The organism is Caulobacter sp. GW821-FHT10A06, assembly GCF_059415805.1.
In genome coordinates this window covers 69,013-94,801 of record NZ_JBWKNY010000008.1, presented here as the reverse complement: position 1 = coordinate 94,801, position 25,789 = coordinate 69,013, and the positions used below count along the sequence as shown (strand labels likewise).

The 25,789-nt window shown below is 67.9% G+C and carries 24 protein-coding genes and 1 pseudogene; 16 read left to right on the top strand and 9 right to left on the bottom strand.

The window, feature by feature from the left end:
• Nucleotides 1-232: 232 nt before the first annotated feature.
• Together AC07NF_RS23070 and AC07NF_RS23065 are read left to right on the top strand one after the other, a co-directional pair.
• Entirely contained in the window at nt 233-733 is a 501-nt protein-coding gene (locus tag AC07NF_RS23070; RefSeq protein ID WP_492813157.1) for a winged helix-turn-helix transcriptional regulator, read from the top strand.
• A 108-nt stretch (nt 734-841) separates the two neighbouring features.
• The gene (locus AC07NF_RS23065) at nt 842-2,653 is read left to right on the top strand and encodes a methyl-accepting chemotaxis protein (RefSeq protein ID WP_494632962.1); all 1,812 of its coding nucleotides are present in this window, start codon (nt 842-844) and stop codon (nt 2,651-2,653) included.
• Here the strand turns inward: AC07NF_RS23065 and AC07NF_RS23060 are convergent.
• The 8 genes and pseudogenes from AC07NF_RS23060 to AC07NF_RS23025 all read right to left on the bottom strand — a co-directional run.
• Nucleotides 2,654-2,821 (bottom strand): annotated as a pseudogene (locus tag AC07NF_RS23060) (hypothetical protein); the annotation flags it as partial.
• Complete coding sequence (locus AC07NF_RS23055; RefSeq protein WP_494632959.1) at nt 2,787-2,936, bottom strand: hypothetical protein; 150 nt, start codon at nt 2,934-2,936, stop codon at nt 2,787-2,789. The gene AC07NF_RS23055 and the pseudogene AC07NF_RS23060, both read right to left, overlap by 35 nt.
• Nucleotides 2,933-3,382, bottom strand: a complete 450-nt coding sequence (locus tag AC07NF_RS23050; RefSeq protein WP_494632958.1) for a DUF4126 domain-containing protein — start codon at nt 3,380-3,382, stop codon at nt 2,933-2,935. The genes AC07NF_RS23055 and AC07NF_RS23050 overlap by 4 nt, the downstream gene beginning before the upstream one ends.
• A gap of 60 nt (nt 3,383-3,442) precedes the next feature.
• On the bottom strand, nt 3,443-3,787 hold the full coding sequence (locus tag AC07NF_RS23045; protein ID WP_494632955.1) for a gamma-glutamylcyclotransferase family protein: 345 nt from the start codon (nt 3,785-3,787) through the stop codon (nt 3,443-3,445).
• 10 nt (nt 3,788-3,797) lie between these two features.
• Complete coding sequence (mnmA, locus tag AC07NF_RS23040; protein ID WP_494632953.1) at nt 3,798-5,012, bottom strand: tRNA 2-thiouridine(34) synthase MnmA; 1,215 nt, start codon at nt 5,010-5,012, stop codon at nt 3,798-3,800.
• A 66-nt stretch (nt 5,013-5,078) separates the two neighbouring features.
• Nucleotides 5,079-6,002: a flagellin gene (locus AC07NF_RS23035; RefSeq protein WP_492813145.1), complete on the bottom strand. Its 924-nt coding sequence runs from the start codon at nt 6,000-6,002 to the stop codon at nt 5,079-5,081.
• 3 nt (nt 6,003-6,005) lie between these two features.
• Nucleotides 6,006-8,117 (bottom strand): flagellar hook-associated protein FlgK, encoded by a 2,112-nt coding sequence (gene flgK / locus AC07NF_RS23030; RefSeq protein ID WP_492813143.1) that lies wholly within the window; start codon nt 8,115-8,117, stop codon nt 6,006-6,008.
• Nucleotides 8,108-8,236, bottom strand: coding sequence for a hypothetical protein (locus AC07NF_RS23025; protein WP_291870982.1), 129 nt, complete (start codon nt 8,234-8,236; stop codon nt 8,108-8,110). Before AC07NF_RS23025 ends, flgK begins: the two co-directional genes overlap by 10 nt.
• A gap of 296 nt (nt 8,237-8,532) precedes the next feature.
• Between AC07NF_RS23025 and AC07NF_RS23020 the strand changes: the two genes are divergently transcribed.
• The 12 genes from AC07NF_RS23020 to AC07NF_RS22965 all read left to right on the top strand — a co-directional run bounded on the left by AC07NF_RS23020 (nt 8,533) and on the right by AC07NF_RS22965 (nt 23,082).
• Nucleotides 8,533-10,506, top strand: coding sequence for a flagellar hook-length control protein FliK (locus AC07NF_RS23020; RefSeq protein WP_494632949.1), 1,974 nt, complete (start codon nt 8,533-8,535; stop codon nt 10,504-10,506).
• A 9-nt stretch (nt 10,507-10,515) separates the two neighbouring features.
• Complete coding sequence (locus AC07NF_RS23015) at nt 10,516-11,247, top strand: flagellar hook assembly protein FlgD (protein WP_494632947.1); 732 nt, start codon at nt 10,516-10,518, stop codon at nt 11,245-11,247.
• A 136-nt stretch (nt 11,248-11,383) separates the two neighbouring features.
• Nucleotides 11,384-13,162 carry a flagellar hook protein FlgE gene (gene flgE, locus AC07NF_RS23010; protein ID WP_494632945.1) on the top strand — a complete coding sequence of 593 codons (1,779 nt, stop codon included), beginning with the start codon at nt 11,384-11,386 and terminating at the stop codon, nt 13,160-13,162.
• Nucleotides 13,163-13,331: 169 nt separating this feature from the next.
• On the top strand, nt 13,332-13,613 hold the full coding sequence (gene sciP / locus AC07NF_RS23005; protein WP_099580735.1) for a CtrA inhibitor SciP: 282 nt from the start codon (nt 13,332-13,334) through the stop codon (nt 13,611-13,613).
• Between the two features lie 270 nt (nt 13,614-13,883).
• Nucleotides 13,884-15,545: a flagellar basal-body MS-ring/collar protein FliF gene (fliF, locus tag AC07NF_RS23000; RefSeq protein ID WP_494632943.1), complete on the top strand. Its 1,662-nt coding sequence runs from the start codon at nt 13,884-13,886 to the stop codon at nt 15,543-15,545.
• Nucleotides 15,545-16,567 carry a flagellar motor switch protein FliG gene (gene fliG, locus AC07NF_RS22995; RefSeq protein WP_492813133.1) on the top strand — a complete coding sequence of 341 codons (1,023 nt, stop codon included), beginning with the start codon at nt 15,545-15,547 and terminating at the stop codon, nt 16,565-16,567. Before fliF ends, fliG begins: the two co-directional genes overlap by 1 nt.
• A gap of 13 nt (nt 16,568-16,580) precedes the next feature.
• Nucleotides 16,581-17,216: a FliH/SctL family protein gene (locus AC07NF_RS22990; protein ID WP_494632941.1), complete on the top strand. Its 636-nt coding sequence runs from the start codon at nt 16,581-16,583 to the stop codon at nt 17,214-17,216.
• 15 nt (nt 17,217-17,231) lie between these two features.
• Nucleotides 17,232-17,567, top strand: a complete 336-nt coding sequence (gene fliN, locus AC07NF_RS22985; RefSeq protein ID WP_492813129.1) for a flagellar motor switch protein FliN — start codon at nt 17,232-17,234, stop codon at nt 17,565-17,567.
• A 27-nt stretch (nt 17,568-17,594) separates the two neighbouring features.
• Nucleotides 17,595-18,968 (top strand): sigma-54-dependent transcriptional regulator FlbD, encoded by a 1,374-nt coding sequence (gene flbD, locus AC07NF_RS22980; protein WP_494632939.1) that lies wholly within the window; start codon nt 17,595-17,597, stop codon nt 18,966-18,968.
• Nucleotides 18,969-19,106: 138 nt separating this feature from the next.
• Nucleotides 19,107-21,215 (top strand): flagellar biosynthesis protein FlhA, encoded by a 2,109-nt coding sequence (gene flhA / locus AC07NF_RS22975; protein WP_494632937.1) that lies wholly within the window; start codon nt 19,107-19,109, stop codon nt 21,213-21,215.
• A gap of 62 nt (nt 21,216-21,277) precedes the next feature.
• Complete coding sequence (locus AC07NF_RS22970) at nt 21,278-21,607, top strand: YciI family protein (protein ID WP_492813123.1); 330 nt, start codon at nt 21,278-21,280, stop codon at nt 21,605-21,607.
• Between the two features lie 86 nt (nt 21,608-21,693).
• Nucleotides 21,694-23,082, top strand: coding sequence for an OprO/OprP family phosphate-selective porin (locus AC07NF_RS22965; RefSeq protein WP_494632934.1), 1,389 nt, complete (start codon nt 21,694-21,696; stop codon nt 23,080-23,082).
• Here the strand turns inward: AC07NF_RS22965 and AC07NF_RS22960 are convergent.
• Entirely contained in the window at nt 23,079-24,389 is a 1,311-nt protein-coding gene (locus tag AC07NF_RS22960) for an oxygenase MpaB family protein (RefSeq protein WP_494632930.1), read from the bottom strand. The two genes, AC07NF_RS22965 and AC07NF_RS22960, sit on opposite strands and share 4 nt — an antisense overlap.
• A gap of 112 nt (nt 24,390-24,501) precedes the next feature.
• Between AC07NF_RS22960 and AC07NF_RS22955 the strand changes: the two genes are divergently transcribed.
• Nucleotides 24,502-25,104, top strand: a complete 603-nt coding sequence (locus AC07NF_RS22955; protein ID WP_494633261.1) for a TetR/AcrR family transcriptional regulator — start codon at nt 24,502-24,504, stop codon at nt 25,102-25,104.
• A gap of 90 nt (nt 25,105-25,194) precedes the next feature.
• Nucleotides 25,195-25,734 (top strand): hypothetical protein, encoded by a 540-nt coding sequence (locus tag AC07NF_RS22950; RefSeq protein ID WP_492813115.1) that lies wholly within the window; start codon nt 25,195-25,197, stop codon nt 25,732-25,734.
• Nucleotides 25,735-25,789 lie beyond the last annotated feature (55 nt).

Sequence of the window (25,789 nt, the reverse complement as noted above, 5' to 3'; positions counted from 1 at the left end):
ATAAGCTCCCTGGGCGGATTTTGAGGCGAGATAGGCCCTCATCACCCGATCATGCGCAAGTGGGTTGCGAGATTGTGATGGGAAAGGGGCGAGGAGGTGTTGGCCGAAACCGCGCCTCCTCGCCAGTCGTGCAATAACCGAGAGAGTCAATTGCGATAAAAAACCTACTGTGGTTCATCTTCAAACGCAACGGTCTCTTGCTTTCCCTCGCGGAACGCCGCAACCTCGCCAAATGGGCCGCACAGCTGACTATACGAACGAACGTTGCTCGGTCGCCGCCACCCTCGAGGTCGTGGGCGATCCGTGGACCCTGCTGATCCTCCGCGACGCTTTTGCCGGGGTGAAGCGCTTCGAGCAGTGGCAGGAGCGGCTGGGCGTGGCCCGCAACGTCCTGGCAGCGCGCTTGAAGACCCTGGTCGGCCACGGCGTCATGGAGACCCGGCGTTATTCCGAGCGTCCGCCGCGCCACGAATACTGGCTGACCCAGAAGGGCCTGGCCCTGTCGCCGGTGCTGCTGACCATGTCGGAATGGGGCGACCGCCACGTCTATGGTCGTGACAATTCGCCGGTCTTGTTCCGCCACAAGACCTGTGGCTGCGCCTTCCACCCCGTCCTGGCCTGCGAGGAATGCGGCGAGGTGGTCCAGCGCCGCGACCTGGAGCGCGTCTCCCAGGACCAGCACCCGATGACCGTCGGCGAGGCCCTCGAAGCCATCAAGATCGCGGCCGAGTGACCCGCGAGGGGTGCGGCCTTTTCGCCGGGTAAGGTTTCGGAAAGCACGAGGGGCGCGAAGTTTGCGCGCGCGGCAAACGTTTGCCGGCCCAGTTCCGGACGGCTTTCCATGTTCCTCAACGACCTGAAGATCGCGCGCAAGCTGGCGCTGACCTTCGCCGTGCTGATCGTCGTGTCGCTGATCGGCGACGCCCTGGTCTTCCTGAAGCTGGACCAGATCCACGACGCCGCCCAGAAGAACGACAAGACCTACGACCTGTCGCTGGACGTTGAGGCGGTCACGCAAGGGCTGGTCGAGCAGCAGAACGCCGTGCGCGGCTTCGTCATGGCCAGCGATGCCTCGCACCTGGAGGCCTATGAGGCGCATGTGAAGGCGGTAGACGGCGCGATCGACCGCTTCATAGCCGACACCAGCAGCGAGGGGCAGCGGGCGCGGGCCCAGAAACTGAAGAGCATGATCGCCGGCTGGCGCGCCGAGTTCGCCGACAAGCCGCTGGCCCTGGCCAAGCAGCCGGGCGGCCACGACCAGGCCGTCGAACTGATGGGCCGCAACACCCTGCGCGAGATGCAGGCCACCCTGGACGAGATCAGCGACGCCCAGCACCTGCTGCAGGACGACCGGATGCAGTCGCAGTCCACGGCCATCTTCATGGGCAAGGTCTATCTGATCGTCAGCTGTCTCTTGGCTCTGGCGCTGTCGACGATCCTCGCCGTGGCGCTCACCCGCCTGGTCGCCGCGCCGGTCAGCGCCATGACCTCGGCCATGCGCCGTCTGGCCTCCGGGGACAACGCCATCGCCATTCCGGGCGTGGGCCGCCGCGACGAGATCGGCGAGATGGCCGGCGCGGTCCAGGCCTTCAAGGACGCGGCGATCGAGAAGCTGCGCCTCGAGGGCATGACCGCCGAGCAGCGCGCCGCCGCCGAGGCCGAACGCGCCCGCGTCGAGGCCGCCAAGGCCCAGGCCCAGAAGGAGCAGGAACAGGTCGTCACCTCGATCGCCCAGGGGCTGGAGAAGCTGTCGGCCGGCGACCTGATGTTCCGCCTCAAGACCCCGTTCGCCGCCGACTACGAAAAGCTGCGGGCCGACTTCAACCAGGCGATGGAGAGCCTGCGCGAGACCATGGGCGTGTTGTCCGAGGCTAGCCGCGGCATCCGTTCGGGGACCGACGAGATCAGCCAGGCCTCCAGCGAACTGTCACAGCGCACCGAGCGCCAGGCCGCCAGCCTGGAAGAGACCGCCGCCGCGCTGGACCAGATCACCGCAACCGTCCGAAGGACGGCCGAGGGCGCCGACCAGGCGCGCGACATCGTCGGCCACGCCAAGCACGACGCCGACGGCTCGCGCCGGGTGGTCGAGGACGCCGTCGCCGCCATGGGCCAGATCGAGGCCAGCTCGCGCGAGATCAACCAGATCATCGGGGTGATCGACGAGATCGCCTTCCAGACCAACCTGCTGGCTTTGAACGCCGGGGTCGAGGCCGCCCGCGCCGGCGAGAGCGGCAAGGGTTTCGCGGTCGTGGCCATGGAGGTGCGGGCCTTGGCCCAGCGCTCGGCCGAGGCGGCGCGCGACATCAAGCGGCTGATCCATGCGTCGGGCGGCGAGGTCGAGCGCGGCGTCGAACTGGTCGCCCAGGCCGGCGAGGCCCTGACCCGGATCGGTGAACGCGTCGGCCAGATCAGCGGCGTGGTGGCCGGCATCGCCGCCGCCGCCAAGGAACAGTCCACAGGGCTGGGCGAGGTCAATGTCGCGGTGAACCAGATGGACCAGATGACCCAGCAGAACGCCGCCATGGTCGAGGAGTCTACGGCGGCCGCCTACGGTTTGGCGCGCGAGACCAGCGAACTCTTCCGCCTGATGAGCCGCTTCAAGGTCGACGAGGGCGCGGCCGCGCCGGCCTCGCGTCCGGGGCGGGCGGCTTAGAGTTACCCCCTCTCCCCTTGCGGGAGAGGGTGGCCCGCGCAGCGGGTCGGGTGAGGGGTTGAAAGCCCTATCCGCCGCGCGACCCCTCACCGTCAGCTTCGCTGACACCTTCTCCCGCAAGGGGAGAAGGAAGCTAGTCCGCGACCCCGCCGCGCAGCGGGTCTTCACCGTCCAGGTCCTCGATGTGCTGCCGCTGGCGGCGAACGCCCTCGGCCGTGGAGTCGGCCTCCGGCGTGGGCGTCATCTCCGGCTCGACCGACTCCTTGTCCTTGCGCTCGATCATCGCAGCGCCCGCGTCACCAGTTGGGCGGCGCCCACCGTCAGGGCGTCCTCGACGAGGCCGCTGTTGGTCTGGCCGAAGCGACTGATGGCCTTCATGCGGAAATGGAAGGTGACATAGGCCGCCGCCACCGCCGCGCCGGCGGCGAGCGCGCCGCCTAGCAGCATCTTCTTGCGCGGGGCCAGGGCCGCGCCGGTGAAGCCGGCCGTGATGACCCGGGCGGCGATGCCCAGCGGTACGATGCGGTCCGGAGCCGACTTCAGCTTGTCGCCCCACAGCTCGCCGGCGGCCAGGGCCTTGGTCCCGGCGGCGACCAGGGGATGGCCCAGCAGATGGGCGGAGGGATTGCTGGCGTCCAGGTGGCCGCCATGCGCGGCCTCGCTGACGGCGGCCAGGGGGGTCATGGAGCGAGAGCCGGCCGACAGGCCGATGAGCAGGGATCGGAGCATGCGGATCTTCCGTGAAAGGGTCCTCTTCTGAACCCCGCAAGACCCGGTTCGATCCGACGCTCAGGCTTTGACGTAGACGAAGGCGGGGAGACCCGAGCCCAGGACGACGGCGATGCGCTTGTAGTCGGCGACCTCGTAGTCGTCGGCGGCCGCCAGCTCCTCGGGCGTGATCTCGAACACCGCGCCGGGGATAGCCTCGGCCGGATCGTCGCTGGGCGTGACGATCGGGTGATATTCCTGGCCGCTGGTCGCCAGCACCGCCGGATCGGTGATCCGCACCATGGTCTTGGCAAAGCCGGGCAGGGTGTCGGCCTGGCCTTTCAGGAGCCGTCCGAAGGTTTCGATCTGCACGCTCTCCTGCTGCAAGGTGCCGTAGGAGAAGAGGCGGATCGTGGCTTCGGACATCAGGGGCTCCTTAGGCGAGGTCCATCTGGCGGACCGTGGCGGCGATGAAGCCGCCGCCCAGCACGCGTTCGGGGTCGGCGGGGTCGTAGAGCACGCAGGCCTGGCCGGGCGCGACGCCTTCCTCGGCGCCGTCGAACACCACCGAGACCGTGTCGCCGGTCAGCGCCAGGCGGCCGGCGACAGGCTCGCGGGTCGAGCGGACGCGGGCCAGCACCGGCTGGCCGTCCTGCGCGGCGGCTTCCAGGCTGTCCTGGCCGCCCAGCCAGCTGCCTTCCTTCAGGGTGAGGGAGGCGGTCAGGAGCGCCTCGCGCGGGCCGACGATGACGTGGCGCTTGTCGGCGTCGATGCGGACGACGAACAGCGGGTCGCCGACGGCGATGTTCAGGCCGCGACGCTGGCCGATGGTGTAGCGGGTCACGCCCTCGTGGCGGCCCAGCACGCGGCCGTCCAGGTGCACGACATCGCCGGCCTCGGCGCCTTGTGGGCGGATGCGGTCGATGACGGTCGTGTACTTGCCCTCGGGCACGAAGCAGATGTCCTGGCTGTCGGGCTTGTCGGCGATGGCGAGCCCCAGGCCGAAGGCGACGGCGCGCACGGTCGGCTTGTCCATGCCGCCCAGCGGGAAGCGCAGGAAGTCCAGCTGGTCGCGCGTGGTGGCGAACAGGAAGTAGCTCTGGTCCTTGGCGGGATCGGCGGCGCGACGCAGCTGCGGGCGGTTACCGCCGCCCGCAAAGGCGCGCTGCACATAATGCCCGGTGGCCATGGCCTCGGCGCCCAGGTCGCGGGCCACGTCCAAGAGGTCGCGGAACTTGACGGTCTGATTGCAGCGCACGCAGGGGATCGGCGTCTCGCCGCGCAGATAGGCGTCGGCGAAGTCCTCGATGACCTGCTCGCGGAAGCGGCTTTCGTAGTCCAGCACATAGTGCGGGATGCCGATGCGCTCGGCGGCCATGCGGGCGTCCAGGATGTCCTGGCCGGCGCAGCAGGCGCCCTTCTTGGTGATGGCCGCGCCATGGTCGTAGAGCTGCAGGGTCACGCCGACCACGTCATAGCCTGCCTTGGCCAGCAGGGCGGCGGTGACGGTGGAATCCACGCCGCCGGACATGGCCGCGACGATCCGCGTGCCTTCCGGCAGGCCGACGGCCTCGCGCACCTGTTCGACCGCGCGCGCGATGAGGGCGTCGGTGTCGGAAGTGGCGGCAGGGGTCAGCAGGTCGGCGTTCATCCGCCGCCATATAGCGCCTGGAGGTCGGTTTTGCGAGGTTGGGAGGGCGCGTCTTCGCGCCGCTCCCTACTTCAGCACGTTCAGCAGCGACGAGGCCTGCAGGCTGGTGAACACCTGGGCCGAGGCCTGGACGGCCAGCTTGGCGGCTTCCAGGCGGGTCACGGCGTCGGCCATGTCGACGTCGGTGATGCCGCCGACCATGGCCGTCAGGGTGTCGGCCTGGTTGGAGAGATCCGTTTGGGCGCTCTCGAAACGCTTCTGGGTCACGCCGTTCTTGCCCTGGGCGTCGACCACGCCCTTCTGGGCGGCGTCGAACACCGGCAGCAGGCCTTTGAGGAAGTTGACCTGCGCGTCGTCCAGATTGCCGGTGAACGGGCCATTGGCGTCGATATAGGCCTGCACCTGCTTGAAGGCCTCGAACACGTCGGTGCCGACGGCGTCGCCCAGGATGCCGGTCTTGGCGTTGGTCTGCTCGTCCACCCGGTTGGTGGCGATGTACTGGTCGTTCTGGAACAGGTCCGAGGTGATCGGCACGCTGGTCAGGTCGGCCATGGTGGTGGCCGTGGTCGTGGCCGTGTCGGTCTTGGCGCCCGAGAACACGTAGAGGCCGTTCGACTTGGCGTTGAGGCCCTGGACCACCTCGCCGAACGCGGCGGTCATCTGCTGCATCAGGGTGGTGGCGCTGCCGGCGGCCAGGGCGTTGGCGATGGCCTCGCGTCCGCTCTGAGTGGCGTTGGCGATGCGGCCCAGACCCGTGTCCTGCATCTCCAGCCGGTTGCCGACCATCTTGGTCTGGTCGACCAGGCCGTTGATCTTGGTCTGGGTGCTGCGCATGGCGGTCAGCATTTCGGCGTTCTTGGCATAGCCCTTCAGGTCGTTGGCGACCTTCTGGCTGGACACCTGCGCGCCCACCTCGTTCTGGCGGATCTGAGCCGCCATCAGGTTGGACGTCATGATGTTGTAGTTTTGGACGGTCGAGACGCGGGTCATGGCTTACCCCAGGATTCCGGTGAGCACGTCGAACATGTCCTTGGTCGCCTGGATAAGGCGGGCCGAGGCGTTGAAGGCTTGCTGGTAGGTGGTCAGGTTGATCAGTTCTTCGTCGAGGTTCACGCCCTCTTCCGACTGGCGCTGGCTGTCGACTTCGCTGGACACCGCGTTGGCGGCGTCCTTGCGGCTTTCGGCGGTGCCGGCCTTGCGGGCGATCGAGCCGCTGAAGTCCGAGGCGTAGCGGTTGACGCTCATATTGACGGCCGAGGCGTCGCCGGCGGCGGCGAAGGCGGCGCTGTTGTCGCCGGCCTTGGCCAGGGCCAGGGCCCCGCGGCCGTCGCCGATCGCCAGGGCGGGACTGCCGCCGACGATCTGGGTCAGGTCCAGCTGGGCGAAGGGCACCAGCTTGGGGTTGGCGTCCATCTCCTTGGAGACGAAGAACTTTTCGCCGCGGGTGCTGCGCTCGGCCGGGCCGATGCCGAACAGCTGGCTGACCGAGGGCCCGCCGACGCCGCGTTCGGTGGTGTCGGCCACGACCGACATGGTCACCGGCGTCGTCGAGTTCGACGCGAAGTTGATCTGGCCCTTGTCGTTCATCGAGAACACGCCGTACAGGCCCGTGCCGTTGGCGCGGGAGTTCAGCGCGTCCAGCATGTCCTGCATGGTGCCGCCCGGCGGCGGGGCGACGGTGATGTCGCGGATGCGGCCGCCTTCGACGTCGGTCAGGCGGATGGTCATCGCGCCCGAGGTGAAGCCGTGCTGATCGCTGGCGGTCAGGCCCGTCTCGTACGGCGAATAGCCGTTGGTGCGGATGATGTCGTTCAGGCCGAAATAGTGGCTGAAGCCCTTGCCGGCCTTGGTCGCCGGGTTGGTGGCGTCGTCCTGGATGGCCACGCCCAGGCCGCCCGCGCCGCTGATGCTCAGCGCGCCGCCGGAGAACCCGGCCGAGCCCTGGGCGCCCAGGGCCGCGTTCAGCTGGGTCATGAAGTTGGCGGTGGTGAAGGGCGTGCCGGCGGCGCCGTTGACGCTCATCGTGCCGGCGTCGAAGTCGATGTCGATGCGGCGCTGGATGACGCTGCTGGAGTCGGTCAGGGCGATCGTCGTCTTGCCGGTCATGCCGGTGATCGCCGCCTGGGCGTCCAGGCCCGTGTCGCGACCGTTCAGGCTGGTCGGGGCCGGCACCGACGAGGCGGCGTTGGACGCGCGGTTGATCTCTTCCGCCGCGCGCGAGGTGAACTCGCCCAGCTGGTCGGACAGGTTGACCAGCTCGACGTTGCGCACGTCCAGCAGGCCCTTGATCTCGCCGCTGGTGATGTTCAGCGGGGTGGGCTGCACCGAGCCGTTGGCCAGCTGCACCGTCAGATAGCCCGTCGCGGTCGGCGAGGTCTGGTAGCTGATCTTGGCCGCGCCGTCGCCGGCCAGGGGCAGGCCCTCGGTCGAGCGCACATACACGCCGCCCAGGGTGCGGGGCGTGATCTGGACGTTCATCAGCTTGGCCAGTTCGTCGATCAGGCCGCCCTGGACGTTCTCGGCGCCGGTGGCGTCGGCCCCGGCCACCTTGGCGCGGGTGATGTCGGTGTTCAGGCCGTCGATCTGGCTCAGCAGGTCGTTGACGCGATTGGTGTCGGCCGAGATGCGGGTGTCGGCGTCCTTGCCCAGCTTGGACAGCGACGAGGTGATGCGGCTGGACTCGCTGAGGAAGTCGTCCACGCGGGTCAGGGCCTGGGTGCGCAGCAGGGACGAGGACGGATCGTCCTGGGCCGAGGAGAAGGCCGAGAAGATGTCGTCCAGCGTCGTGAAGAAGCTGGTGTCGCCGCTGGGGTCGCCGAACAGCTGCTGGGCGCTGTCCAGGGTGCTGGCGACGACCGAGGCGCGACCGCTGTCCGAGGCGGCGTTCAGGCTGGCCGACTGCAGGAAGCGGTCGGTCGCGCGCTTGATGGCGTCGATGCTGACGCCCACGCCCATACCGTTGGACAACAGGTTCGACTGGCTGACCGTCTTGCGGACATAGCCATTGGTATTGACGTTGGCGATGTTGTCCGACGTGACGCGCAGACCCGTCTGCGCGGCCATCATGCCGGACGTCGCCGTGCTCATGATCGCATTCAGCGACATGCGGTAACCCCCTTCAACTCGGCAAACCGCGCAACGCACGACGCGTCATTGCCCGGCGAAACTTGCCGGGTCGCGGTGGGGATCAGGCCCCGTTGATGTGCCAAGCCATTGAAATTCAAGGCGATAAGTTCCGGTGGTCGGAAATTCGACAAGGGACCATGCGCAATTACGGCGCCAACTGCCCGGTCAGACCCCTTGCGACGCGCCGACGCGGCAACTCACGTCCTTCATGACCCGAAGGACTCGGCAAAAAGCGCCGCACGGGGAGGGATTTTGCTTCGTAAACAAGGGATTAAACTCAAGGAAATCATGCGCTTGGGTGCGTTTTTCCGAGTTGGCCCGACCGTTGCTCAGAGGAAGGCCGAACAAGGCGTGTTCGTCATGGACCGCCGCCCAGCCCGAGCAACGACTGCGAATGACCGCGATCGCCGCACCCACCGCCGCTCTTCCCGCCACGCCGACCCCGGCCGTGAGCGCCAAGTCGTCGAACGACGGCTTCGACGCTCTGCTGGCGATCGCCGGCCGTGACGACGAGGCCTCGGCGCCGGCCTCGGCTCCCGCGCCGCGTTTCTCGCGTGCGGAACTCAAGAGCGACGCCCGCGACGATCGCGACAACGACGTTCGCGACGACCGGCGCGACGATCGCCGTGACGTCAACGATGACCGCCGCGACGTGAAGGCCGACAAGCCGGCTCGCGCCGACTCCAAGAACGACACCCGCGCCGCCGATCGTGCGGACCGCGCCGACCGGGCTGATCGCGCCGACCGCGCCGCCGACAACGCTCAGGACGCCAAGGCCGACGCCGCCAACGCCAAGGCGGACGCCGCTGACGCGAAGGCCGCCGCCAAGGCTGACGCCAAGGCCTCGGACAAGACCGACGCCCCCAAGGACGCCAAGGCCGACGCCGCCGGCGACAAGGGCGACGCCAAGGACGCCACGGTCGAGGTCTCGGACAAGGACGCCGGCCAGGTCGACGCGACGCAAGCCGCCGCCCAGGCCGCCGCCACCCTGATCGCGGCGATGACCGCTCCCGTGCAAGCAACGGTCCAGACCGAGCCGACCACCGACGCCCAGCCGGTCGTCGACGCCACGGCCGTGACCGCCGATCAGGCCGTGGCCTTCACCGCCGCCGTCGACGCCGCCCAGGCCCAGCCGGTCGCCGCCCAGGCCGCTCAAACCACCGTCGCCCAGCCGGCCCAGGTCCAGGCCCAGGCCCAGCCGGTCCAGGCTCAAGTTCAGGCCCAGACGGCCGCGACGACCGCCCCGGTCGCCGCCGCGCCGGAAGGTCAGGCCGTCGACGCCGCCGCCCTGGAAGCCCTGGCCCAGCTGTCGACCGAGGGCACCGCTCCGATCGTCGCCGAAGACGCCGCCGCGCCGAAGGTCGCCGACGCCAAGACCGCCGACGCGGCCAAGACGACCGAAGCCCCCAAGGTCGCCGTCGCCCCGCAAGCCGCTCCGACCCCGGCGCCGGCCGCTCCGGTCGCCGCGCCGGTCATCCAGGCCCAGGTCGTCGCCGAAGAGGCCCCGGTCGCCGCCGCTGACGTCGTCGCGCCGGAAGCCGTCGCCGAGGCCGTTGACGCCGTCGCCGTCGAGACGGTCGCGCCGGAAGCCGCCAAGACCACGACCAAGACCGCCGAGGCTCCCAAGACCGCGCCGACCGTGATGGCCGCCCAGGCCCAGGCAGCCGACGCCGTGGCCGTCGAGACCGCCCAGGCCGTGACCGCTGTCGCGGCGGGCGCCGCCGGCGGCGAAACCAACACCGGCGCCAAGGGCGCTGACGCCAACACCGCGGCGATCGCTTCGGTTGACGCCCCGGCCTCGGCCTCCGCCGCCAAGGTCGACGCCAACGCCCTGGCCGCGCCGGCTCCGGCCGCCCCGACCTCGGTCAGCAACACCTCGAGCGCGCCCGCCGCGGCGCCGGTGCGCGGTTCGCCCGAGACGGTCGCGGCCCTGTCGGCCGAGATCATCAAGAAGGCCGGCGACAAGGCCACCCGTTTCGACGTCACCCTGACCCCGGACAACCTGGGCAAGGTCGACGTGCGCATCGAGATCGCCCGCGACGGCTCGATGACCGCCACGATGAAGTTCGACACCCTGCACGCCGCTCAAGAGCTGCGCGGCAAGGCCAACGAACTGCGCCAGGCCCTGAACGACGCCGGCTTCACCGTCTCGGACAACGGCCTGTCGTTCGACGTCTCCAGCCAGAACAACGGCCAGAACGCCAATCCCTTCCTCGCTTTCCAGGACTTCGGCGACCAGGGCCAGCGCGCCTTCTCGGGCCGTGCGTTCCAGTCCGCCCTGACCGGCGAGGAAGACATTCTCATCACCCCCGAACTGCTGCCCGGTCTGAAGACGACCGCCGACAGCGGTCTGGACATCCGGATCTAAGGAAGAGCCATGACCACCGCTGTCTCCTCGCAGAACACCGCTTCGGTTCTCGACAAGATCAACAACTCGCGCACGTCGCTCGCCAACAACGAGGACACGTTCCTGAAGCTGCTGACCACGCAGCTGAAGAACCAGGACCCGCTGTCGCCGACCGACACGACCCAGATGACCCAGCAGATCACGTCGATGACGGGCGTCGAGCAGCAGCTGGTCACCAACGACCTGCTGGCCGCCCTGGTCGGCATGAACACCGGCACGGGCCTGTCGGAAGGCGTCAACATGATCGGCAAGCAGGTCACCGCGACGACCGACAACTCGACCCTGAAGGACAAGAAGGCCACCTTCACCTGGAGCCAGCCGGGCGCCTCGACCTCGCTGACCGTCGAAGTGAAGAACGCCGCCGGCAAGGTGGTCCGCACCCTGAAGCCGGACGACCAGAAGAGCGGCGCCCACTCCCTGACCTGGGACGGCAAGGACGACGCGGGCGTCCAGCTGGAAGATGGCGGCGTCTACACGATCAACGTCATCGCCAAGGGCCCCGACGGCAAGGACCTCAAGGCCACCAACATCAAGGGCCGCACCGAAGGCCTGGTCACGGCGGTCGATAACTCGACCGGCCAGCCGATGGTCATCGTCAACGGCAAATCCATCCCCGTCGACAGCGTCATCGGCATCACTGCCGCCGCCGCCGCCGACAACGATCCCGAGGCAGACAAGGGCGCGGACAAAGAAGCCGCCTGATCCACCTCTCGCAATTCACCTATCGAACGGGCGTCAGAATGACGCCGACGCGGTCCCCGGAAGACGGTCTTCCCTCGGACCCAAACGCAAACAGCGCTGAACCCTTCGAACCCCATTCAGAAGTAGGAATTCAGTCATGAGCATCAACAGCGCCATGCTCGCCGGCGTCTCCGGCCTGATCGCCAATTCGTCGGCCCTGGCCGCGATCTCGGACAACATCGCCAACGTCAACACCGTCGGCTACAAGCGTTCGACCTCGAACTTCTCGACCCTGGTCACTTCGGGCTCGAAGAACCAGACCTACAGCGCCGGTGGCGTGAAGGCCCAGACGCACCAGTTCATCAGCCAGCAGGGCCTGACCCAGTCGACGACGTCGAACCTGGACCTGTCGATCTCGGGCTCGGGCTTCTTCGTCGCCACCGAGAAGCCGGAAGGCCTGACCGCCACCGACACCCGCTCGTTCACCCGCGCCGGCTCGTTCCAGCTGGACAGCCTGGGCTACCTGCGCAACGACGCCGGCCTGTACCTGCAAGGCTGGCTGGCCGATCCGGTCACCGGCGCCATCACGCCCGACCCGTCGGACCTGATGCAGCTGTCGTCGATCAACGTGGGCACCGTCGGCGGCACCGCCGAGAAGACCACCCGCGTCGGCGTCAACGCCAACCTGCGCTCGGAACAGCCCGTCGCCGCCGCCGTCTCGTACAAGGTCGGCACCGCCGGCTCGCCGTCGAAGACGGGCGTGATGGACACCGCCACCCCGCCGGTCAGCCACAACTACGACGTCGTCTACAGCTCGACGGGCAAGGCCAACCCGGTCGGCGGTAACTACGAGTACCAGGTCGACATCAAGGAAAACGGCGTCATCGTCGCCACCGGCATCGTCGGCTACGACTCCACGGGCGCCATCGCCAGCTCGACCCTGGACTACAAGGGCGCCTCGCCGGTGGTCGGCAGCACCTCGACCGTGCGCATCAACGGTACGGACACGGTCGACCTGGCCGACCTGGGCATCATCGGCGGCACGCCGGCCGACGACGCCGACGCCAAGGCCGGCAAGCTGTACGATCCCGCCAGCTGGTCGATGTCGGACTACGCCAAGGACAACACCAAGGGCGTCAAGCCGGACTTCGAGATCCAGATCCCGCTGTCGGACTCCAAGGGCGGCCAGCGCACCGTCACCCTGTCGCTGCTGAAGGCCCCGGGCCCGAACCAGTGGTACGCCGAACTGCGCGCCAAGCCGGGCGACCTGGCGACCAACGGCAATGGCCTGATCAGCTCGGGCATCGTCGAATTCACCACCGACGGCAAGCTGAAGGACACGGGCAACCTGTTCGGCGGCACCAACCCGACCTCGATCTCGATCCAGGCCTCGGGCACGCCGCTGGTGGTCCAGCCGACCCCGCCGGCCGCCCAGCTGCCGCAGCCGCCGATCTGGGCCGACAGCCTGGGCATCGACACCCAGGACGTCCAGATCGACCTGGCCAGCGCCGCCGGCGGCCTGACCCAGTACAACAGCCAATCGGTCGTCCAGTCGGTCAACACCAACGGTACGGCCTTCGGTAACCTGACCAACATCGAAGTGGACGAGGACGGCTACGTCTCGGCGATCTTCGACAACGGCGTCACCCGCCGGATCGCCCAGGTCGCCGTGGCCACCTTCTCGAACCCGAACGGCCTGAAGGGCGTCAACGGCAACGCTTACCGCGTCACCAATGAAAGCGGCACCTACAGCCTGAAGGCTCCAGGCTCGGGCGGCGCAGGTTCGCTGGCGCCTTCGACCCTGGAAGCTTCGACGGTCGACCTGTCGACCGAGTTCACCGGTCTGATCACTACCCAGCGTGCTTACTCGGCCTCGTCGAAGATCATCACGACGGCCGATCAGATGCTGGAAGAACTTCTGAACATTAAGCGCTGATCATAGGGATTAACGCTCTTTAATTCTTGTGTTTCACATCGAGACACTACGGACTGCTTAAGAGCCATCTGGTTTAGGCCTTTTTTTACTGTTGGAATTAAGCCGCTGTTATTGGGCGGCGCCTATAGTGAGGCCTCAACAGTGATGGTTGTGGGAAAGGCGTAAAGCCATGTTGCAACAGCAGCGCACGAACAGCCGGGGTGAAAAGTACGTCATCGGTCCGACCGGTGCGCCTCTGACTCTCTCCGACTTGCCGCCGCCGGAAACCCAGCGTTGGGTGATCCGTCGTAAAGCCGAGGTCGTGGCCGCCGTCCGCGGGGGTCTGCTCTCGCTCGACGAGGCTTGTGATCGCTACAAGCTGACGAACGATGAGTTCCTCAGCTGGCAGCAGTCGATTGACCGGCACGGTCTGGCGGGCCTGCGGACCACGCGGATCCAGCAGTACCGTTAACACCCAGTAGGGGGTGCGTTAATGTGACCACCCTCCTACCGGCCTGATAATCCCCAAGGCCTTGCGCCAAAAGGGTTTGAAGACGTTCAGCGGCCGCTCCCGAAAGGGGGCGGCCGCGACGTTTTGGCGCCTCGGACGCCCCCTTCCGGACCCAAATATAAACGCCTCGTTTACCTTGTACTGGGTAAATCCTGCCTACCGACCGGCGGTTCTCGTTCGCTTGTCGGTTCCTCCCTTGCGGGAGGGCCGTGGGATCAAGGGTGAGGCTTCGTGGAAAGCTTTCTGGGTTCAATCAAGCAGTTTGGCGTCGGCCGTCTGGCCGCGATGCTGGGCGTTGGCGCCGGCGTCGTCGCGGTCCTGGTGGCCCTCGTCATGTTCATGGGCAAGGAGCCCAGTGAACTGCTGTATTCGAACCTGGACCTGAAAGAGGCCTCCACCGTCACCCAGGCGCTGGACCAGGCCGGCATCAAGTACGAGACCAAGGGCGACGGCTCGACGATCATGGTGCCGCGCGACAAGGTCGCCAGCGCCCGCCTGATGGTCGCCGGCAAGGGCCTGGTGAGCTCCGGCTCGATCGGTTACGAAATTTTCGACGGCAACAACGCGCTGGGTCAGACCGACTTCGTCCAGCAGCTGAACCGTCAACGCGCCCTGCAGGGCGAACTGGAACGCACCATCAAGGCCATGCAGGGCGTCAACAGCGTCCGTGTCCACCTGGTGCTGCCCAAGCGCCAGCTGTTCGAGGAAGACGCCGAGCAACCGTCGGCCGCCGTGACCATCGGCGTCGGCGCTCGCGAACCTTCGTCGGAAATGGTCCGCGCCATCCAGAACCTGGTCTCGTCGTCGGTCCCGAACATGAAGGCCGAGAAGGTCGCGGTCATCGACCAGCACGGCAAGACCCTGTCGGCCCCGTCGGACGACACCCTGGCCGGCAAGGAAGCCGAAGACCGCCGCACCGAAGCCGAGGCCCGCATCGCCAAGACCGTCAAGGACATGATCGAAGGCGTGCTCGGCCCGGGCAAGGCTCGCGTCAACGTCACCGCCGACATCAATCTGGACCGCGTCACCACGCAAGAAGAGCGTTTCGATCCGGACGGCCAGGTCGTTCGCTCGGAAAGCTCCAACGAGGCGGGCAGCTCCGAGACCAAGAACGACGACAATTCGGGCGTCACCGCGACCTCGAACGTTCCCGGTCAGGGCGGCGCCGGTGGCTTCCAACCGCTGGGCTCGCGTTCGAACGAGACCGGCACCGTCACCAACTACGAGATCTCCAAGTCCGTGAAGACGACGGTCCAGGAGCCCGGCACGATCAAGAAGGTCGCCGTGGCCGTGGCCATCGATGGGATCACCGCCCCTCCGGGCAAGGACGGCAAGCCGGGCGCCTATACCCCGCGCACCGCCCAGGAGATCGCCCAGATCGAAGAACTGGTGAAGACCGCCGTGGCCTTCGACGCCCAGCGCGGCGACCAGGTCAAGGTCACCAACATCAAGTTCCCGCAGCCCGAGGACCAGGGCCTGGAGAAGCAAGGCCTGCTGGCCGGCTTCGACAAGAACGACATCATGCGCTTCGCCGAACTGGGCATCCTGGGCGTCGTGGCCATGCTGATCCTGCTGTTCGCGGTCCGTCCGTTCATCAAGAACCTGTCGACCCCCGCGCCGGCCCAGATAGCGCTGGCCGGCCCCGGCCAGCCGGTGACCCGCCTGGTCACCCTGTCGGACGGCACTCAGCAGCAGGTCGTGGTCGACCAGTCGGGCGAGCCGATCGCCATCGCCGGCCCCGTCGGCGGCAGCGACATGGACTCGCGCATCGACATCGCCAAGATCGAGGGCCAGGTTAAGGCCTCGTCGATCAAGCGGGTTTCCGAGTTCGTCGAAAAGCACCCCGACGAGTCGGTCGCCATCCTGCGTAACTGGCTGCACGAGTCGAACTGATGGCCATGAAAGCCGCCGTCACCGATATCAAGAACCTTTCGGGGCCGGAAAAGGCCGCGATCGTTCTGCTCGCGCTCGGTGAAGAACACACCAAGATCTGGGAAGCCCTGGACGACGAGGAGATCAAGGAAGTCTCCCAGGCCATGGCCGGCCTCGGCACGATCTCGGCCAGCGTCGTCGAAGATCTGCTGGTCGAGTTCGTCTCGGGCATGAGCTCGACCGGCGCGATCATGGGTTCGTACGAACAGACCCAGCGCCTGCTGATGTCGTTCATGCCTCAGGAGAAGGTCGACGCCCTGATGGAAGAGATCCGCGGTCCCGCGGGTCGAACCATGTGGGACAAGCTGGGCAACGTGAACGAGGCGGTGCTCGCCAACTATCTGAAGAACGAATACCCGCAGACCGTCGCCGTCGTGCTGTCCAAGGTGAAGTCCGACCACGCCGCCCGCGTGCTGGCCTGCCTGCCGGAAGACTTCGCCCTGGAATGCGTCACCCGCATGCTGCGGATGGAGCCGGTGCAGCGCGAGATCCTCGACAAGATCGAGATGACCCTGCGCACCGAATTCATGTCGAACCTGGCGCGCACGTCCAAGCGCGACAGCCACGAGATGATGGCCGAGATCTTCAACAACTTCGATCGCCAGACCGAAGCCCGTTTCATCGCCGCCCTGGAAGAGCGCAACCGCGAGGCCGCCGAGCGGATCCGCGCCCTGATGTTCGTCTTCGAAGACCTTTCGAAGCTGGACCCGGGCGGCATCCAGACCCTGCTGCGCGGCACGCCGAAGGAACAGCTGGCCCTGGCCCTGAAGGGCGCCTCCGACAAGCTGCGCGACCTGTTCTTCTCGAACATGTCGGAACGGGCCGCCAAGATCATGCGCGAGGACATGGAGAGCATGGGCCCCGTGCGCCTGAAGGACGTCGACGCCGCGCAGGTGGGCATGGTGCAGGTCGCCAAGGACCTGGCCGCCAAGGGCGAAATCATGCTGGCCGGCAGCGGCGGCGACGACGAGCTGATCTACTGAGGAGGATGGCGACATGATGGACACCCCTCGCAAATTCGGCTTCGACACGGTCTTCGACGACCGCGGCGGCGTCGCCTACACCCCGCCGAAGGTCAAGAAGACCTGGACGGCCGAAGAGGTCGAGGCCGCGCGCCAGCAGGGCTTCCAGGACGGCGAGCGTTCGGCCGTGGCCCGCGCCGAGCAGGAAGCCGCCCATGCCCTGAGCGACGTGGCCAACGCCGTGCGCGAAGCCTTCGAGGCCCTGACCCACGTGGCGCACGAGCACCGCGAAGGCTCGGCCATGTTGGCCCTGGCCTGCGCCCGCAAGATCGCCGACGCGGCCCTGCACCATTTCCCCGAGGCCCCGATCGCCGCGGCGCTGGAAGCCCTGGCCCGCGAAGTCGAGGCCCAGCCGCGCATCTTCGTCCGGGTCTCGCCCGAGCTTGAGGAGCGCACCCAGAACGCGCTGGAGCACGTGGCGACCCAGATCGGCTACCAGGGCCAGATCGTCGCCCGCGCCGATGGCGGCATGGCCCCCGCGGCCTTCACTTTTGATTGGGGCGACGGCCGCGCGGCCTTTGACCCGGATGGCGCCGCCCAGCGCGTCACCGAAGCGCTGGAGGCGGCGATCGCCGCCGAAGGCCTCCACGCTGAACCCATGTTCTCTTGAGAAAGCTGACCTGAGATGGCCGAAGACAATCTCCCGCTCGACGAGTTCGGAGGCGCGATGCTCGCCTCGGAAATGCCGATCGAGCTCAGCGACAAGACCGCTTCCGACCTGGCGCCCGTCTTTGACGTGCCGGTCAACATCTCGGCCGTGCTGGGCCGCGCCCACATGTCCGTGGCGCAGCTGCTGCAGCTGGGCCAGGGCTCGATCCTGGAGCTGGACCGCAAGGTCGGCGAGGCGATCGACATCTACGTCAACAACCGCCTGGTCGCCCGGGGCGAGGTCGTCGTCGTCGACGAACGCCTGGGCGTGACCATGACGGAAATCATCAAGGACGGCGACCAGCAGGGCTAAGGCCCTGCGGTTGTAAGGAGTTAGAACATGCGGCTTCTCGTCGTCGGAAAACTGAACGGACAGCTCTCGGTCGCCGTGAAAATGGCGATGAACGCGGGCGCCAAGGTCTCGCACGTCGAGTCGACGGAGCAGGCGACCAATGCTCTGAGAGCAGGGCAGGGCGCCGACCTCCTGATGGTCGACTACGCGCTGGACATCGCCAGCCTGATCGCCGCCAACGAGGCCGAGCGGATGCGGGTGCCGGTGGTGGCCTGCGGCGTCGACGCCGATCCTATGCGCGCGGCCGCCGCCATCAAGGCCGGCGCCAAGGAATTCATCCCGCTGCCGCCGGACGCCGAGCTGATCGCCGCCGTCCTGGCCGCCGTCACCGACGACGAAAAGCCGATGGTCGTCCGCGACCCGGCCATGGAACAGGTCCTCAAGCTGGCCGACCAGGTCGCGCCGTCCGAAGCCTCCATCCTGATCACCGGCGAAAGCGGTTCGGGTAAGGAGGTCATGGCCCGCTACGTCCACGGCAAGTCCCGCCGTGCCAAGGCGCCGTTCATCAGCGTCAACTGCGCGGCCATCCCCGAGAACCTGCTGGAAAGCGAGCTGTTCGGCCACGAGAAGGGCGCCTTCACCGGCGCCATGGCCCGCCGCATCGGCAAGTTCGAGGAAGCCGACGGCGGCACCCTGCTGCTGGACGAAATCAGCGAAATGGACGTGCGCCTGCAGGCCAAGCTGCTGCGCGCCATCCAGGAGCGCGAGATCGATCGCGTCGGCGGCTCCAAGCCGGTCAAGGTCAACATCCGCATCCTGGCCACGTCCAACCGCGACCTGGCCCAGTCGGTGAAGGACGGCGTCTTCCGCGAAGACCTGCTGTACCGCCTGAACGTCGTGAACCTGCGCCTGCCGCCGCTGCGCGAGCGTCCGGCCGACGTCATCAGCCTGTGCGAGTTCTTCGTGAAGAAGTACTCGGCCGCCAACGGCGTGGCCGAAAAGCCGATCTCGGCCGAGGCCAAGCGCCGCCTGATCGCCCACCGCTGGCCGGGCAACGTCCGCGAGCTGGAAAACGCCATGCACCGCGCGGTGCTGCTGTCGACCGGTCCGGAGATCGAGGAATTCGCCATCCGCCTGCCGGACGGCCAACAACTGGCTCCGGCGCCGTCGCCGGACGCTCAGGTCGCTCGCGGCGCCCAGATGGCCGCCGACGCCGTTTCGCGCACTTTCGTGGGATCTACCGTGGCTGAAGTCGAACAGAAGCTGATCATCGACACCCTGGAACACTGCCTGGGCAACCGCACCCACGCGGCCAACATCCTGGGCATCTCGATCCGCACCCTGCGCAACAAGCTCAAGGAATACGGCGACGCCGGCGTCCCCGTTCCGCCGCCGCAAGGTGGCGTTGGCGCCGCCGCCTAGGGTGCGACCACATGGCTCGGCGCCCGCGACACTCCGCGCGGCGCCGAACATGGCTAATTTTGGTTAAGGAGATGGCGGCGGACCGCAAATCGCTTCAAGCGCTGGTCTAGCTTATCCATCAACGGTTCAAGGTTCAGCATGGCCGACGCCGCCGCCCCGACCGCGAGATCCGTCCCCAGCGCCAGGTCGCTGGTCGACGGCATCCTGCGCGGCGAAATGGGCCTGGCGGTCGGCGTCGTGGGCATCATCGTCCTGCTGATCCTGCCGGTTCCGGCCTTCCTGCTGGACCTGCTGCTGTCGATCTCGCTGACCGGATCCGTGCTGATCCTGATGACGGCGATCCTGATCAAGCGGCCGCTGGAATTCACCTCGTTCCCGACCGTCCTGCTGGTCTCGACCCTATACCGGCTGGGCCTGAACGTCGCCTCGACCCGCCTGATCCTGGGCCACGGCCAGGAAGGCAGCGGCGGGGCCGGCGCGGTCATCGAGGCCTTCGGTCACCTGATGATGCAGGGCAACTTCGTCATCGGGGTGATCATCTTCATCATCCTGGTGGTGGTGAACTTCATGGTCGTCACCAAGGGTTCGGGCCGGATCGCCGAAGTCGCGGCCCGCTTCACCCTGGACGCCATGCCCGGCAAGCAGATGGCCATCGACGCCGACCTGTCGACGGGCCTGATCGACCAGGAAATGGCCAAGCTGCGCCGCAAGGAGCTGGAGCAGGAAAGCACGTTCTTCGGCGCCATGGACGGCGCCAGCAAGTTCGTGAAGGGCGACGCGATCGCCGGCCTGATCATCACCGGCATCAACATCGTCGGCGGCATCATCATCGGTGTCGTGCAGCACAAGATCCCGATCGGCGAAGCCGCGTCGTCCTACACGATCATGACGATCGGCGACGGCCTGGTCAGCCAGATCCCGGCCCTGATCATCTCGATCGCCGCCGGTATGGTCGTGTCCAAGGCCGGCGTCGAAGGCTCGGCCGACAAGGCCCTGACGACCCAGCTGGCCATGAACCCGGTCGCCCTGGGCATGGTCTCGGCCTCGTCGGGCGTCATCGCCCTGATCCCGGGCATGCCGATCATCCCGTTCGCGGCCCTGTCGCTGGGCGCCGGGGCCCTGGCCTACAAGCGCATTCAGGACGCCAAGAAACCCAAGCCGCTCGACCCCGCCGCGCTCGAGGCCGCCAACGCCGCGCCGGCCGAGGCCGAGGAAGAGCCGATCAGCGCCTCGCTGGCCATCGACGACGTCAAGATCGAGCTGGGCTACGGCCTGCTGACCCTGATCAACGACCTGGACGGCCGCAAGCTGACCGACCAGATCCGCGCCCTGCGCAAGACCCTGGCCGGCGAGTTCGGCTTCGTCATGCCGCCGGTGCGGATCCTGGACAACATGCGCCTGGCCAACCAGGGCTACGCCATCCGCATCAAGGAAATGGAAGCCGGCGCCGGCGAAGTGCGCCTGGGCAGCCTGATGGCCATGGACCCGCGCGGCGGCCAGGTCGAACTGCCCGGCGAGCACGTGCGCGAGCCCGCCTTCGGCCTGCCGGCCACCTGGATCGCCGACGACCTGCGCGAGGAAGCCACCTTCCGCGGCTACACGGTCGTCGACCCGGCCACGGTGCTGACCACGCACCTGACCGAGATCCTCAAGGAGAACATGGCCGACCTGCTGTCCTATTCCGAGGTGCAGAAGCTCCTGAAGGAGATGCCCGAGGCGCAGCAGAAGCTTGTCGCCGACCTGATCCCGGGCACGGTCACCGCCACCACCGTCCAGCGCGTGCTGCAGTCGCTGCTGAAGGAGCGCGTCTCGGTCCGCGACCTGCCGCAGATCCTGGAAGGCATCGGCGAGGCCGCTCCGCACACCGCTTCGGTCACCCAGCTGGTCGAGCAGGTCCGCGCGCGTCTGGCCCGCCAGCTGTGCTGGGCCAATCGCGGCGACGACGGCGCCCTGCCCATCATCACCCTGTCGGCCGACTGGGAGCAGGCATTCGCCGAAGCCCTGATCGGCCCCGGCGACGACAAGCAGCTGGCCCTGCCGCCCTCGCGCCTGCAGGACTTCATCCGTGGCGTCCGTGACAGCTTCGAGCGCGCCGCCCTGGCCGGCGAGGCTCCGGTCCTGCTGACCAGCCCCGGCGTTCGCCCCTACGTCCGCTCGATCATCGAGCGCTTCCGCGGCCAGACCGTCGTGATGAGCCAGAACGAGATCCACCCGCGCGCGCGTCTGCGCACGGTGGGCATGGTCTAGGCAGGCGGCGGAACCTTCTCCAGACTGATTGCGTTTTGCAATCGGTTTGAAAGGAGGCTCCCATGCCCCACTTCGTCACCATCGGCTACGGCGACCGCGAAGGCTACGAGCGTACGCCCCAGCCGCTCCGCGACGCCGCCCATGCCCAGGATGCCGAACTGAAGCGCCATGGCGCGCTGATCGGCGTCGCCGGCCAGGCCGTCCAGGTCCGCAACCCCGAAGCCGCCGGCGTCCAGACCACCGAGGGCCCGTTCCTGTCGTCCTCGCTGCCCATCGCCGGCTTCGCCATCATCGAGGCCGCCAGCCTGGAAGAAGCCATCGCGCTGGTCTCCAAGGCCCCCTGCGCGGTGTGCCACGGCGTGGTCGAGGTGTGGCCGCTGAAGACCGCCTGATCCGTTATTGGCGCTTCGACAGTCGCAAATCTTCACCAAGGTGTGGCATTAGGAACGGGCAGGTTGCTCTTTTCCATGGTGCTGTTTTGCATCCCAAGTTTACGTCCCTCGTCGCGCTTAGCGCGGCGGGCGCCTGCCTGCTGTCGTCGCCTGTTTTCGCGCAAGATACGCTGAGCCCCGAAGAGATCGCCGCCCTGCGCGCCGAGATCGCGGGGCTGAAGGCGCAGGTGCAGCGCATGGAGAGCCGCCTGGACGCGGCCAGCGGGATCCAGCGCACCGCGCCGACGGCGGCGGTCCCCGCACCGGTTCCCGCCAAGCCCGTCAGCGCCGAGATCACCTGGAAGGGCTCGCCGGTGATCTCCGCCAGCGGCGGGCGCAGCTTCAAGGCCAAGGGACGGATCCAGACCGACGTGGGGTATGTCGACGCGCCAAAGGCCCTGGCCGACCGGGGCCTGGGTTATGCCGCCGAGATGCGCCGGATCCGCCTGGGCGGGGAGGGCAGCTTAGGCGCGGGCATCGGCTACAAGCTGGAGCTTGAGCTGTCGGACAACGCCGTCGACCTGGTCGACACCTTCGTCACCTACAAGGCCGGGCCCTGGCTGCTGGCGCTGGGCAACCAGAACCAGTTCCAGTCGCTGGACGAACTGACCGGCGACACCTCCGGCGCGCTGATGGAGCGGGCGGCCTTCACCGACGCCTTCAATTTCGAGCGGCGGCTGGGGCTGTCGGCCCAGTACGAGAAGGGGCCGTGGCTGGTTCAGGCGGGCCTGTTCGCCGACGACATCACCGCCCTGGCCAACGCCAGCGACGGCCCGGCGGGCGGCGACGAGAACAACAGCTACGGCCTGGACGGACGGGTGGTCTATGCGCCCAAGATCGGCAAGACCCAGTGGCACTTCGGCGGTTCGGCCCACCAGCGGCAGCTGAAGCGGGTGTCCGACACCGCCACCCGCTATCGCCAGCGGCCCTATGTCCACACCAGCAACAGCCGGCTGATTGGCACGGCCGCCTTGCCGGTGCGCGAAGAGATCCACTACGGCCTGGAGGCGGCGTTCGTGCGCGGCCGCTGGCACGGGGCGGCCGAGACCCACTGGCTGGACGCGCAACTGAAGACCGGGCCGGACGCACGGTTCTTCGGCGGCTATGCCGAGCTGGGCTACTACCTCACCGACGACACGCGCGGCTACAAGAGCGGCATCTTCGATCGCGCCAAGCCCAGGAAACCGCTGGGCGGCGGCGGTCTGGGGACGCTGCAGGTCAATGTCCGCTACGACTATCTGGACTTGAACGACCGCAGCATCGTCGGCGGCACGCAGAACGCCTGGCTGGCGGCGCTGATCTGGCAGCCGGTCGAATATCTGCGCTTCAACCTCAACGGCGGGGTCTTGAGCTATACGGACGCCACGCCGCTGCCCAACGGCGACCGTGACTACACCGCCAAGGTCGCCGGGGCGCGGATGGAGCTGGACTTCTAGGCGGCTACGGGTTTGCCAGCCGGGCGGTACTTCTCCGCGTCGGAGGTGAACTCCGCGTGGCCGTACCGCGCCAGCTGCTTCTTCAGCTTGGCGACCAGGTGGGCGTCGGCCAGATCGGCCACGCCCGGGACATTGCGCGCCAGGCGGTAGGCCATCAGCTGGCTGGTCACCAGCAGGGCCACCAAGCCGAACATCATGAAGTCGCGCGGGCCGATCTCGACGCCCATGCGGCGGGCGGCGGAGACGTCGCCGTTCATGAAGTTGCGCAGGAAGAACACCTTGGAGAACCGCCGCTCGACCTTGTCGAACAGCTTGTTCTCCGGGCGTTCGTCGGGCGGCAGGTAGGCGTTCAGCGTGGCGCGGACCAGCTCGCCGCAGGTGGCGTCGTCGAAGCCGGCGCGCAGGGTGCCGCTGCGGGCGTTCATGGTGTCGACCACGCCCTGCGGGGTGTCGGCCAAGAGGTCCTCGGGTAGGCCCAGCAGGAAGCAGCGATAGCGGGCCAGCTCGACCCGGGCGCGCTCGTCGGCGGTGAAGGTCTTCCGGCCCTGGCCGACGATCTTGTAGCTCATCAGGAAGATCGGGATCAGGCCGGCAGGCATCTGGTCGACCTGCGGGATCGGGATGCCGTAGACGCCCACGTCCCAGCGGTCCGAGCGCTTCAGGGCGTTGAACCGCACCATCGAGTGCATCAGCCGCACCATGGCCGCTGCGCGGAAGCCCGCCCCGTGGCGCTCCAGCGAGCCGGGCAGCAAGGTGGTGGTGAAGAAGGTCGCCGTCTCGTTGACCCGTCGGGCGGCCGTGTCGCTGGACAGGGTCCCGGTCAGGGCCATCGGCAGGGCGGCGTACTTGTTCATGAAGGTGGCGATGAACGCGCCCCGGATCGCGAAGGGGCCCAGATTGGCGGCGGCGTTGCGGTCCAGGCGCTGGCCTTCGCGGACCAGGTCCATGTCCAGCCAGTCGGGCGCGGCTTCCATGTCGGCGATGAAAGCGGCCAGCTCCGGTGGGGCGTCGGGCACGGCCGCGATCCCGTCGTCGCAGGCCTTGGTCAGCATCTGGATCAGCGGTCGGAAGCCGTACTTCGGCATCAGGGCCGCATAGGCGTCGGCCACCACGTCGCCCAGCAGGGTGTAGGCCTTGATCAGGGCGACCTTGTCGGGATCAAGGTCGCGCAGGCGGGGCGCGACGCTGGCCTTGGGATCGTCGGTGAAGCGCTCGGGCGTGGCGTCGAAATCGACGTCGCCATACAGCGCGGGCAGGGCGGTCTTCTGCGAGGCGACCTTGGCCCGGACCTTTTCCAGCGGGGTCATGTCATCCTTTCCTAGCGGGAGCCGTGACGGATCCCTGTCTCGGGTTCTAGGTTAGGCCCCTGACGCCCCCGCGCTACTCGCCTTGCCCCGCATCCAGGAGGCCATGCCGCAAGTGATTGAAAAGACGAGGCGAACGCCGCGCCAGCCGCGGTCCGAGGCGACCGTGGACGCGATTCTGGAGGCGGCCTTTCAACTTTTGGAAGCCGACGGGATCGACGCCCTGACCACCAACCACATCGCCGAGCGGGCGGGGGTCAGCGTCGGCACGCTCTATCAGTACTTCGGCGGCAAGCAGGCGATCCTGGCGGGCCTGGCCCAGCGCCGGGCGGCGGCGGCCCGCGACCGCATCGCCGAGATCGTCATCGCCGGGCCGGAACTGGGCACGGTTCGCCTGATCGTCCGCACCCTGGCCACGGCCTTCGAAGGCGCGCCCGCCACCCGCCGCGCCCTGCTGGACGCCCTGACGGCCGAGGGCGGCGATGACGTGGTCATGCGCAACCACGTCACCTTCTTCGACATGATCGCCGGCAAGGCGGCGCTAGGGTTCGACCTGTCGCCCGAGGCCGGTTTCGTCCTGACTCACGCGGTGGTCGGCCTGCTGCGCGCGGCCACGATCGAGAGCGACCTGGCCCTGGATCCGCAGGCGCTGGAGGACGAACTGGTGCGGCTGATGGAGGCCTATATTTCGGCGCTTCTGGTCGCGCGGAGCGCGTAGTCCTCACCCTCACGTCGACTTTCCGACGGAACCGTCACGACAAGGTGACGTTGTTTTGGCCGGGAGGGGCTCCCGACGGAGAGTAAAGACATGACCAACAAGCTCGCCCTGCTCGCCGCCGCCGCGACCCTGACGTTCGCTGGCGCCGCTTTCGCCCAGAGCACCACCACCAGCCAAACCACGACCTCGCCGGCGACCAGCACGGCGCCGGCCCAAAGCACGACGACCACGACGACCGCGCCGGATCCGGCCGCGCCGACGTCGCCGACCACGGCCGCCCCGACTCAGTCGACGACGACCACGACCACGCCGGCCGGCTCGACCACCACCCAGAGCACCACAACGCCTTCGGCCAGCCCGGCTGACGCGGCCGCCACGCCCAGCTCGGCCACCGTGGCCAGCTTCAAGGTCGGTTCGGCCGTGAAGGACGCCGGCGGCGTCTCGGTCGGCCAGATCACCGGCACCAGCACCGGCGCCGACGGCTCGACCAACGTCATCGTCACCAATGGCGGCGTGAAGTTCGCCCTGCCGGGCAACAGCCTGAGCGCGGGCGCTGACGGCAGCGTCTCGACCACGGCCACCAAGGCCCAGATCGACGCCACCGTCGCGGGCGCCAAGCCGCAGCAATAACGGTCCCTAACCGGACTGATACAACCGCGAGCCCGCTCGGCATTGCCGAGCGGGC